The following is a 10,771-nucleotide window of genomic DNA, read 5'->3' on the forward strand; positions in this document are numbered from 1 at the left end:
TTTACGGACAATCCCAATGACCGGTTCCAAGCAATCAGCCCCGGCGCCTGCGCCGGTGTCGTTCGTAGTACACAAGCAATCGTGCAAGCTGGAAGTCGCCTTCGATGACGGCGCGGTATTTTTGCTGCCGTTTGAACTGATGCGCGTGTATTCGCCTTCCGCCGAAGTCAGCGGTCACGGCCCCGGACAGGAAGTGCTGCAGACCGGCAAGCGTAACGTGGAAATGGCGGCGCTCGAGCCGGTCGGCAATTACGCCGTCAAGCCGACCTTTTCCGACGGCCACGTCAGCGGCATCTTTACCTGGGCCTATCTGTACAAGCTGGGCAGCGACCAGGAAGCCATGTGGGAAAATTACCTGCAACGGCTGGATGCGGCCGGCCATGGCCGCGAAGCCGGACGCGACCTGTCAATGACCAGCAAGACAGCGGGCGGGCACGGCTGCGCATAAAAAAACGGATTTTGCTTTTGGCAAAATCCGCTGGTTTGCTACTGCATCAGGAATCAGGAGTTGGATGGATTCCTGGTCTTGATGCCCATTTCGCGCAGCGTATCGCCGATCGCATGCACTGCCTGCTGCATTTCTTCCGCGCCGATCGCGCCGATGCAGCCGACGCGGAAAGTCTCTGCCTGGGTCAGCTTGCCCGGGTAGAGAATGAAACCCTTGTCGCGCACCCGGTTGTAAAACTCCTTGAACTCGTAACTGGCGCTGTTCGGCGCATGCATCGTCACGATGATCGGCGCCTGGATCTTGGCCGGTAAAAACTGCACCAGGCCCAGCTCGCGCATGCCAGCCATCAAGGTGTCGTAGTTTTTCGTGTAGCGCGCCAGCCGCGCCGGCTGGCCGCCTTCGGCGACGAACTGGTTCAAGGCCTGATGGAAGGCCACCACGATGTGGGTCGGCGGGGTGAAGCGCCATTGCGTGGTCTTTTCCATGTAGGCCCACTGATCGTGCAGGTCCAGCGACAGCGAGCGCGAGTTGCCGGCGGATTTTTCCAGTACAGACTTGCGCACGATGACAAAGCCCATTCCCGGCGGCCCTTCGATGCATTTGCCGCTGGCGGCGATCAGGGCGTCGAATGGCATCGTGGCGGCATCGATGGCCAGCGCACCGAAGGAACTCATGGCGTCGATGATCAGGCTCTTCTTGTGCGACGCTGCTACCGCGGCGATGTCCGCCAGCGGATTGAGGATGCCGGTGCTGGTCTCGCAATGGATCACGCCGATGTGGGTGATGCTGCGGTCGTTGCTCAAGATCCGTTCGACGTCGGCGCCGGTGGTCGGCACATCGTCCGCGGTTTCAAATACCGAAACCTGGCGTCCCATCATTTCGACGATTTTGGCCATGCGCTTGCCGTAGGCGCCGTTGATCAGCACCAGCATGTGGCCGTTGCGCGGCAGCAGGGTGTTGATCGCCGCTTCTATCGAAAACGTGCCGCTGCCTTGCATCGGCACGCACACATGGCTGTCGTGGGCGTTGGCGATGTCCAGCAGCTGCTGGCGCACCTTGCCCGTGATGGCGTTGAATGAAGCATCCCAGGAGCCCCAGTCCTGCAGCATGGCGCTCTTGGTGGCGAGCGAAGTAGTCAATGGTCCGGGGGTCAGAAGAATCGGGTCGCGGCTTTGCAGGCTCATGATATTTCCTTTGGTCTGGTGCAGATATTGATACAGGTGTTGGTCAGGCAGTCAAATGGTTCAGCAGCGGCGCCAGCGCTGCGCCTTCTTCAGCAGCACGCGCGTCGCCAGCGCGTACAGCAGGCAGACGATCGCCGAGGTCAGTACGATCAGCGTGCCCATCGCCGCCGCCGGGCCGATCTTGCCTTCGGCTTCCAGGTTCAGCAGCGCTACCGACGCCAGGGTGGTGTCGGGCGAATACAGGAATACTACGGCCGAGATGGTGGTCATGGCGTTGATGAACAGGTAGCGGCCGATATCCAGGATCGCCGGCAGGCACACTGGCACCGTGACACGCATGAAGGTCTTGTAGAACGGTACCTTGAGCGAGGCCGATACCGCTTCGAATTCGTTGTCGATCGCCTTCAGGGCCGTGACGGCGGTCAGGTAGCTGGACGTGAAATAGTGCACCACGGTCGACAAGACCAGGATCGCCATGCTGCCATACAGGAAGCCGAGCGGATTGGCCGGATGGTTGAAGAACATGATGTAGCCCAGGCCCAGCACCAGGCCGGGCACGCCCATCGGCAGCATCGCCAGCAGGCGGATGACGGGCCGCGCGGCATCCATGCCGCGGGTCTTTTCCACCAGGTAGGCGCTGCCGAAAATCAGCACGATGCCGCTGGCGACTACGTATGCAGCCAGGCGCAGGCTGTTGAAATAGGATTCCAGGATGCCGTCCTGGACCAGGCCGAAATAGTAGTGGTCCCACACCAGCGTCAGGTTGTAGGGCCACAGCTTGATGAAGGAGGTATATACCGCCATGCCGAGCACCGCCAGCAGCAACAGGCAGACCGTGGCGCAATAGCAGAACATCAGGCTGTCGAACATGTGGTGCGGCTTTGGCACGAACGGCACCGCGCGCGCCGACAGCTGCGACTGCAGCTTGCGGCGTATGGTGAAATCGACGGCGAACGCCATCAGCGCCGGCAACAGCAGCAGCAAGCTTACTACTGCGCCCTTGTTGAAATTCTGCTGGCCGATCACCAGCTGGTAGACATCGATGGCCAGCACATTGAAATCGCCGCCGATGACTTTCGGCACGCCGAAGTCGTTGACGGTAAACGTGAACACCACCAGCGCCGCGCTGATCAGGCCGTACTTGGCGCCGGGCAGGGTGATGGTGTGGAATTTGCGCAAGCGGCTGGTGCCCAGCGATTCCGCCACTTCGTACAGGCGGCCGTCGGCCAGCGACAGCGCGGTAATCAAGATCATCAGCGCGTGCGGAAACACTGCATAGCATTCGCTGATGATGATGCCGATCGGGCCGTAGATGGAAGCGCCGCCCAGCAGACCCTTGAGTACTCCCTGGGTGCCGAACCACTGGATGAACGATATCGCCGCCAGCAACGACGGCGCCAGGATCGGGATCAGCGACAAGGTGCGGAAAAAACGTTTGAACGGCATCATGCTGCGCGTCAGCGCATAGGCGAAGGTGAAGGCTGCCGGGATCACCAGCAGCGTTACCGACACCGCCACCAGCAAGGTGTTGAACACCGATTGCCGCAAGGCCGGGGTCGCCATGTATTCGGTGAACTGGCGCAGGCCGACGAAAGCACCGTCCTTGTCCTGTACGCTCTGGACCAGGATCGTCAGCACCGGCATCAGCAGGAACACCGCCAGCCCGGCGCACACCAGCAGCAGCAAGCCATGGGCGATGCGGTCGTGCCAGTGGCTTTGCTGGCGGCCGCCGGCGGCCGTGGCTGTTGCAACCGGCAGCGGCATCGCGCCTAGCGTGGCTGGCCTGCTCATGCCGCCACCGTCTGGCATGGCGCGTCATCCGGATACACGCGGATGCGTTCCGGCAGCAAGCCATAGCGCAGTTTGCTGCCGACGCCCAGGCCCAGTTCTTTCAGCAGATTGAGCGACATCGACGCCACCACCGGCTGCTGTTCCATCCCTTCCAGCAGCACCGTCAGATAGCTGAAGGCGCCCAGGAATTCGATTTTCTTCACTTCCGCCATGGCGTGGTTGCGGGTGCGCTGCTCGACGTCGCGGGCGACGAAGTCTTCCGGCCGCAGATACACTTTGACCGGCTCGCCCGCTGCAACATGGTCAATCCGCGATTCGCAATGGAAATCCAGCTGGCCGATGCGGAAACGGCCATCGCCCAGCGAAGTGCCGCGCAGGATGTTGACCTTGCCGACAAACGAGGCGACAAACGGCGAGCCCGGCTGCAGATAGATATCCTGCGGCTTGCCGCATTGTTCGATGACTCCGTGGTTCATCACCACGATGCGGTCGGCCATGGTCAGCGCTTCTTCCTGGTCGTGGGTCACCATGATGGTGGTCACGCCCAGCCGCTGCTGCAGCTGGCGGATTTCGCTGCGCAGCCGCACCCGTTCCAGCGCATCCAGCGCCGACAGCGGCTCATCCAGCAGCAGCAAGCCGGGCGAGGTGGCCAGCGCCCGCACCAGCGCGATCCGCTGTTGCTGGCCGCCGGACAATTGTCCCGGGTATTTGTTGCCGCTGGTCGGCAAGCCCGCCAGCGCCAGCAGTTCTTGCACCCGAGCGGCGCTGGCCCCGCGGCTCTGGCCCCGGTTCACCAGGCCGTAGGCGACATTGTCGGCGATGGTCAGGTTGGGAAACAAGGCATAGGACTGGAACACGATGCCGTAGTCGCGCTTGATCGGCGCCAGCCAGGAGATATCCTTGCCGCCCTGGACGAGGCGGCCCCGATCCTGGCTTTCGAGGCCGGCGATGATGCGCAGCAAAGTCGTCTTGCCGCAGCCGGAGGGCCCGAGGAAGCAGACGAATTCCCCTTCGGCTACGCTCAGGTTGATGTCGCGCAGGGCCTGGAAACTGCCGAACGATTTCGAAATGTTTTCCAGCGTCAGATACGGCTGGCTAGTTGAACAAGGATTCTGCTGCGGCATCATGGCGATTCTCCGGATGGCTCGTGGCTTGGGTGACTACTTCTTTTCCGCTTTGGAGTTGTAGCGCGTGCCCCATTCGGCCAGGATGCGTTCGCGGTTCTTGGCGGACCAGTTGAAGTCGTTGGGCTTGATCAGCAGTTTTTCGTAATCGTCCGGAATCCCTTCCACTTTCTTGGCGATGCCGGGATAGGCGACGATGGCCCACCAGTTGGCGCTGATCTGGTTGGCTTCCTTGCTGCTCATCCAGTCCACCAGTTTCTTGGCCGCTGCCAGGTTCTTGGTGCCCTTCATGATGCCGCTCGCTTCCACATCCCAGCCCAGGCCTTCTTTCGGAAAGATCAGTTCAACCGGGGCGCCGCTGCGCTTGACCTGATGGCCGCGGAACTCGAACGAGATGCCGATCGGGAATTCGCCGGTGCCCGCCATGGTGCAAGGCTTGGAGCCGGAATGGGTATATTGGGCGATGTTCTGGTGCAAGGCATCCATGTATTGCCAGCCCTTGGCTTCGCCGAACATTTGCAGCCAGGCGGTGACATCCAGATAGCCGGTGCCGCTCGATGCCGGGTGCGGCATCACGATCTGGCCCTTGTAGACCGGCTTGGCCAGGTCTTGCCAGCTGGTCGGCTTGGGCAGGTTGAGTTTCTTGGCTTCGACGGTATTGAAGCAGATGGTGGCGCCCCAGACATCCATGCCGACCCAGGTCGGCGGCCGCGCCGTGTCGACATAGGCTGGATTCAGTTCTTTCATGCCGCTCGGTTCATACGGCAGCAGCATGCCTTCCTGGCCCAGCAGCGCGAGGCTGGTGGCGGCCAGGCCGACCACCACGTCGGCCTGCGGATTGTTCTTTTCAGCCAGCAGTTTGGCGGTGACCACGCCGGTCGAGTCGCGCACCCAGCGGATTTCTACCGTCGGATTGGCTTTTTCAAAGCCATCCTTATACTGCTTCATGGCGTCGGTTTCCAGTGCGGTATATACCAGTAGTGCCGTTTTTCCCTGCGCGTGGCTGCTGGATGCCGCCAGCATGAAGCCGGCGCCGAGCAGGACAGCGGCTGCCCCTGCTGCTGCGCCGGTGCGCAGGATTCGTGCAAATTGCTGTTTCATTCTCATCTCCTCAGATGTTAAGCAAATCGTCCACCGTTGCAAATATTGAAACCTGGCTGGCTGCGGGCTTAGCCGCTGTCATGCGCATCAGCTTTTCTGCGGGCTGCTTTTTATTGCATCATGTTTTATGTATTTTGTTGACAATCTACACGCTGTTGAATTAAAGTGCAATCACCAACTCGAAAAAAAGACATGCCATGACAACCAACCGCACAATGAACACCATCGCCCTGGTCCAGAAGAATTCGCTGCCTTCATTGGTGCAGAAAGAGCTGGAGCGCATGATCCTGGCCGGCGATCTGGTCGCCGGCGACAAGCTCAATGAAGTGTCGCTGGCGGAAATGCTGGGGGTCTCGCGCGGTCCTGTACGCGAAGCGTTTCGCGCGCTGGAAGAGGCTGGGCTGGTGCAGCAGGAAAAAAACTGCGGCGTCTTCGTGCGCCAGATCTCGGTGGAAGAAGCCGACGAGATCTATGAAGTGCGGGCGGCGCTGGATGAGCTGATCGGCCGCAAACTGGCCGCCATCATCAAGCCGGCCCAGGTGCAGGAACTGCGCACGCTGCTGGAACGGATGGATGGCATGGTTTCCCTGGGCGACGTCGACGGCTACCTGAAACTCAACCTGGCCTTCCACGATGCGCTGGTGCAGTTCACCGCCAACAAGAAGCTGCTGCATACCTATCGCCGGCTGGTCAATGAACTCAACCTGTTCCGCCGCTCGGCGCTGGCGCAAAAGGGCAGCCTGCCGACTTCCACCACCGAGCATCACCAGATCGTCGACGCCATCGCCGCAGGTAATGCGCAAGCTGCCGGCGACATCATGCGCGAACACGCCGTGGCCGGCCGCAACCGCATGCACAAGGCGCAGGAAAAAATGGCAGCGGCAGCCGAACAGATCACCCTGAAGTAAACCAATCCGAATAAGCAGTCCGTCAGGCTCACAGCGAAGGCAAGCACATGTCCACTACCAAAACCCTCAGCGGATCTTTCAATGTCAATGGCCGTAATTACCAAGCGATGCAGCAACCGCTGGTGGTTGTCTGCGTCGATGGCTGCGAACAGGAATACATCAACCAGGCGATCCAGGCCGGCGTCGCGCCCTTCTTGAAAAAAATGACGGAGCAGGGCACGGTGCTGAGCGCCGACTGTGTGGTGCCCAGTTTCACCAATCCGAACAACCTGTCGATCGTGACCGGCGTGCCGCCGGCAGTGCACGGCATCTGCGGCAACTATTTCTACGACCTGGAAACCAAGCAGGAAGTGATGATGAACGACGCCAAGTACCTGCGCGCCGCCACCATCCTGGCCACTTTCGCCGATGCCGGCGCCAAGGTTGCGGTGATCACCGCCAAGGACAAGCTGCGCGGCCTGCTGGGCCACAAGATGCGCGGCATCTGCTTCTCGGCGGAAAAGGCCGACCAGGCCACGCTGGAGCTGAACGGCATCGACAATCTGCTGGAGCGGGTCGGCATGGCGCTGCCGTCGGTGTACAGCGCCGAACTGTCGGAGTTCGTGTTCGCCGCCGGCGTCAAGCTGCTGGCCAGCGAGCGCCCTGACATCATGTACCTGTCGACCACCGACTACATCCAGCACAAGTACGCGCCAGGCACGCCGGGCGCCAATGCCTTCTACGCCATGATGGATCATTACCTGACTCAGCTCGATACGCTGGGCGCGGTGATTGGCCTGACCGCGGACCACGGCATGAACGCCAAGACCGACAGCGCCGGCAAACCGAACGTGATTTATCTGCAGGATGTGCTGGACGCCAAGGTCGGCGTCGAAAAGACCCGCGTCATCCTGCCGATTACCGATCCTTACGTGGTGCATCACGGCGCGCTGGGTTCCTACGCCACGGTGTATCTGCCGGCCGCTGCCAATGCCGCTGAAATCGCCGACAAGATCCGCGCCATTCCAGGCATCGAACTGGTGCTGACGCGCGCGCAGGCGGCCGAGCGCTTTGAGCTGCCGCCGGACCGCATCGGCGACCTGGTGGTGGTGAGCGAGCGCCTGACCGTGATCGGTACCGCCGCCAGCCGCCACGACCTGTCCGAGCTGAAGCTGCCGCTGCGTTCGCATGGCGGCATTTCGGAACAGCGGGTGCCGCTGATGTTCAATCGCAAGCTCAGTGCGATTCCAGCGGATCACAGGCTGCGCAACTTCGACGTGTTCTTCCTGGCCATGAATCACGCCTTATAAATTACACGTGGTAGGCGACTGAAACAGATTTCAACCATCGAACCATTCGAGGACATGATGCTGACCGAACTGAGCAAGCTCAAGCAAGGCGAGCCTTTACACCAAGACATGCGGATTGCCGGCAAGCTGGTCGGCAACCCGCGCCGCATAGAAATCCGCAATCCTTTCAATGGTGCGCTGGTCGGTTCTGTGCCGAAAGCCACGGTGGACGATATCCGCCGCGCCTTCAAGACAGCGCGGGCGTTCCGCTCGCCGCTGACGCGTTTCGAGCGTTCGCGCATCATGCTGCGCGCGGCGGAACTGCTGCGCGCCAATACCGATGCGATTTCCGATCTGATCACGGCGGAAGCCGGACTGTGCAAGAAAGACAGCCTGTATGAAGTCGGCCGTGCCTGCGATGTGTTTGTATTCGCCGCCAACCAGGCGCTGGTGGACGATGGCCAGGTGTTTTCCTGTGACCTGACGCCGCATGGCAAGCAGCGCAAGGTCTATACCCTGAAAGAGCCGCTGCTGGGCGCCATTTCGGCCATCACGCCGTTCAACCATCCGCTCAACCAGGTCGCCCACAAGGTGGCGCCCTCCATCGCTACCAACAACCGCATGGTGCTGAAGCCGACCGAAAAGACGCCGCTGTCGGCCTTGCTGCTGGCTGACATCCTGTATGAAGCTGGCTTGCCGCCGGAGATGTTTTCTGTGGTGACCGGCGACCCGGCGGAAATCGCCGACGAGATGCTGACCAATCCGGATGTCGACCTGGTAACCTTCACCGGCGGCGTGCCGATCGGTAAATACATCGCCGGCAAAGCCGTGTATAAACGCCAGGTGCTGGAACTGGGCGGCAACGATCCGATCATCGTGATGGAAGACGCCGACCTGGAAGAAGCGGCGACGCTGGCGGTGTCTGGCTCGTATAAGAATTCCGGCCAGCGCTGCACCGCCATCAAGCGCATGATCGTGCACCAGGCCGTGGCCGATGAATTCGTCGACCTGCTGGTGCGCAAGACTAAAGCGGTCAAGTACGGCAATCCGATGGACCTGCAGAACGACATGGGCACCGTGATCGATGCCCGTTCCGCCAGCGCCTTTGAAGCGAAAGTGAACGATGCCTGCCAGCGCGGCGCCAAGCTCTTGTTCGGCAACCGGCGCGACGGCGCAGTATATTCGCCTACCGTGCTGGACCACGTCCCCGCGGATTGCCAGCTGGTGGCGGAAGAGACTTTTGGCCCGGTGTCGCCGGTGATCCGCTGCACCGATATCGCCGACGCCATCCGTATCTCGAACTCGACCCCTTACGGCTTGTCTTCCTCGGTCTGCACCAACCGCCTCGATTACATCACGCGCTTCGTGCGCGAACTGGAAGTCGGCAGCATCAATGTCCGAGAAGTCCCTGGCTACCGGCTGGAGCTGACGCCGTTCGGCGGCATCAAGGATTCCGGCCTGGGCTACAAGGAAGGGGTACAAGAGGCGATGAAGAGCTTCTGCAATACCAAAACCTATTCCTTGCCGTGGAACTGAGCGGGAGTCCAACATGCTGACCATTGCCCAAATCTGCGATCTGTTTGAACAAGGCGGCCATGAAATGTACAGCGGCGAACCGGTCAACCAGCTGCAGCACGCCCTGCAATCGGCGACCCTGGCCGAGCAGGCCGACGCCACGCCAGAGCTGGTATGCGCCGCCTTGCTGCACGACCTCGGCCATCTGCTGAATCCGCAGGGCGAGACGCCCTCGGCGCGCGGCGTCGACGATACCCATCAGTATTTCGCCATCCCCTATTTGCGTGGATTGTTCGGTGCGGCGGTGCTGGAGCCGATCCGCCTGCATGTAGACGCCAAGCGCTATCTGTGCGCGACCGACGCCGCCTATTGGGTGCGCTTGTCGGAAGATTCCAAGCGCAGCCTGGAGTTGCAGGGCGGGGTGTTTTCCGCCGCCGACGCTGCGCAATTCATCGCCCGGCCCTATGCCGCGGATGCTGTCCGCCTGCGCCTCTGGGACGACCAGGCCAAGGTGGCCGGCATGCCGACACCGGACCTGCAGCATTTCTCCCGGCTGATGTCTGCCTGCGCCTTAGCCACTGCCTGATCAATCATTGCTCACCTAGGAAAACCATCCATGCGCCCATTCTGGCTGGAAGATGCACTCTTCTGCGACGGTGAACTGGCTCCCGCGCTGCAAGGCCAGCAAAAGGCCGATGTCGCGATAGTCGGCGGCGGCTTTACCGGCTTGTGGACCGCGATCCAGCTGAAGCAGCAGAATCCGGCGCTGGACATCGCCATCATCGAAAGCGACCTGTGCGGCGCTGGCGCCAGCGGCCGCAACGGCGGCTGCCTGCTGACCTGGTCGACCAAGTTCTTCACCTTGCGGCGACTGTTCGGCGAGACCGAAGCGATCAGGCTGGTGAAGGCTTCGGAGGCCGTGGTCGAGCATATCGGCAATTTCTGCCGCGAACACAAGATCAATGCCGAATTCCGCCAGGACGGCACGCTCTACACCGCCACCACCAAAGCCCAGCTGGGCGTGCTGGATCCGGTGCTGGACGAGCTGCAGCGCCAGGGCATCAGTTCCTATCACTCGCTGCCGGATGCGGAGGTGCAGCGCCGTTCCGGTTCGGCACGGAATCTCTCCGGCGTATTTTCACCGATGGCAGCCACTGTCCATCCGGGCAAGCTGGTGCGTGGCCTGCGCCGCGTCGCCATGCAGATGGGCATACGGATTTACGAAAGAACGCCGATGCTGTCGTTCACGCCGGGAGCCACGGTCACGCTGCAGACTCCGGCCGGCAGCCTGCAGGCCGGCAAGATGGTGCTGGCGATCAATGCCTGGATGGCCAGCCGCTTTCCGCAGTTCGAGCGTACCCTGGCGGTGGTTTCCAGCGATATGGTGATCACCGAAAAATGCCCGGAGCTGCTGCAGCGCATCGGGCTCGGC

At 61.4% G+C, this 10,771-nt stretch carries 10 protein-coding genes; 6 read left to right on the top strand and 4 right to left on the bottom strand.

The window, feature by feature from the left end; genetic code table 11:
• Positions 1-16 precede the first annotated feature (16 nt).
• Positions 17-448 carry a DUF971 domain-containing protein gene (locus tag VNZ65_RS00450; RefSeq protein WP_325664977.1) on the top strand — a complete coding sequence of 144 codons (432 nt, stop codon included), beginning with the start codon at positions 17-19 and terminating at the stop codon, positions 446-448.
• A 53-nt stretch (positions 449-501) separates the two neighbouring features.
• Here the strand turns inward: VNZ65_RS00450 and VNZ65_RS00455 are convergent, their stop codons facing one another.
• Genes VNZ65_RS00455 through VNZ65_RS00470 form a run of 4 tightly spaced genes read right to left on the bottom strand, consistent with a single transcriptional unit; the run spans position 502 to position 5,648 of the window.
• The gene (locus VNZ65_RS00455; protein WP_325664978.1) at positions 502-1,632 is read right to left on the bottom strand and encodes a 2-aminoethylphosphonate--pyruvate transaminase; all 1,131 of its coding nucleotides are present in this window, start codon (positions 1,630-1,632) and stop codon (positions 502-504) included.
• Positions 1,633-1,692: 60 nt separating this feature from the next.
• The gene (locus VNZ65_RS00460; RefSeq protein ID WP_414649004.1) at positions 1,693-3,423 is read right to left on the bottom strand and encodes a putative 2-aminoethylphosphonate ABC transporter permease subunit; all 1,731 of its coding nucleotides are present in this window, start codon (positions 3,421-3,423) and stop codon (positions 1,693-1,695) included.
• Positions 3,420-4,547 (bottom strand): putative 2-aminoethylphosphonate ABC transporter ATP-binding protein, encoded by a 1,128-nt coding sequence (locus VNZ65_RS00465; protein WP_325664994.1) that lies wholly within the window; start codon positions 4,545-4,547, stop codon positions 3,420-3,422. The genes VNZ65_RS00460 and VNZ65_RS00465 overlap by 4 nt, the downstream gene beginning before the upstream one ends.
• Positions 4,548-4,583: 36 nt before the next feature.
• Complete coding sequence (locus VNZ65_RS00470; protein ID WP_325664980.1) at positions 4,584-5,648, bottom strand: putative 2-aminoethylphosphonate ABC transporter substrate-binding protein; 1,065 nt, start codon at positions 5,646-5,648, stop codon at positions 4,584-4,586.
• Positions 5,649-5,845: 197 nt separating this feature from the next.
• Here VNZ65_RS00470 and VNZ65_RS00475 point away from each other — a divergent pair, with 197 nt between their 5' ends.
• From VNZ65_RS00475 to VNZ65_RS00495, 5 genes are all read left to right on the top strand, one after another.
• Positions 5,846-6,556 (top strand): phosphonate utilization associated transcriptional regulator, encoded by a 711-nt coding sequence (locus VNZ65_RS00475; RefSeq protein ID WP_325664982.1) that lies wholly within the window; start codon positions 5,846-5,848, stop codon positions 6,554-6,556.
• A gap of 47 nt (positions 6,557-6,603) precedes the next feature.
• Positions 6,604-7,845 carry a phosphonoacetate hydrolase gene (gene phnA / locus VNZ65_RS00480; protein WP_325664984.1) on the top strand — a complete coding sequence of 414 codons (1,242 nt, stop codon included), beginning with the start codon at positions 6,604-6,606 and terminating at the stop codon, positions 7,843-7,845.
• 57 nt (positions 7,846-7,902) lie between these two features.
• A complete protein-coding gene (gene phnY, locus VNZ65_RS00485) occupies positions 7,903-9,360 on the top strand; it encodes a phosphonoacetaldehyde dehydrogenase (protein ID WP_414649005.1) in 1,458 nt (485 codons plus the stop codon).
• Between the two features lie 13 nt (positions 9,361-9,373).
• The gene (locus tag VNZ65_RS00490; protein WP_325664988.1) at positions 9,374-9,925 is read left to right on the top strand and encodes a phosphonate degradation HD-domain oxygenase; all 552 of its coding nucleotides are present in this window, start codon (positions 9,374-9,376) and stop codon (positions 9,923-9,925) included.
• Positions 9,926-9,955: 30 nt separating this feature from the next.
• On the top strand, positions 9,956-10,771 hold an 816-nt coding region (locus VNZ65_RS00495), incomplete at its 3' end, for an FAD-dependent oxidoreductase (protein WP_325664990.1).

This window comes from Collimonas sp. (assembly GCF_035566555.1).
In the GTDB taxonomy this organism is placed as follows: Bacteria; Pseudomonadota; Gammaproteobacteria; order Burkholderiales; family Burkholderiaceae_D; genus Collimonas.

Coding starts and splice junctions, on each gene's coding strand:
- phnA (WP_325664984.1), top strand. CDS start 6,604: ATGTCCACTACCAAAACCCTCAGCGGATCTTTCAATGTCAATGGCCGT.
- VNZ65_RS00490 (WP_325664988.1), top strand. CDS start 9,374: ATGCTGACCATTGCCCAAATCTGCGATCTGTTTGAACAAGGCGGCCAT.
- VNZ65_RS00455 (WP_325664978.1), bottom strand. CDS start 1,632: ATGAGCCTGCAAAGCCGCGACCCGATTCTTCTGACCCCCGGACCATTG.
- VNZ65_RS00460 (WP_414649004.1), bottom strand. CDS start 3,423: ATGAGCAGGCCAGCCACGCTAGGCGCGATGCCGCTGCCGGTTGCAACA.
- VNZ65_RS00475 (WP_325664982.1), top strand. CDS start 5,846: ATGACAACCAACCGCACAATGAACACCATCGCCCTGGTCCAGAAGAAT.
- VNZ65_RS00450 (WP_325664977.1), top strand. CDS start 17: ATGACCGGTTCCAAGCAATCAGCCCCGGCGCCTGCGCCGGTGTCGTTC.
- phnY (WP_414649005.1), top strand. CDS start 7,903: ATGCTGACCGAACTGAGCAAGCTCAAGCAAGGCGAGCCTTTACACCAA.
- VNZ65_RS00470 (WP_325664980.1), bottom strand. CDS start 5,648: ATGAAACAGCAATTTGCACGAATCCTGCGCACCGGCGCAGCAGCAGGG.
- VNZ65_RS00465 (WP_325664994.1), bottom strand. CDS start 4,547: ATGCCGCAGCAGAATCCTTGTTCAACTAGCCAGCCGTATCTGACGCTG.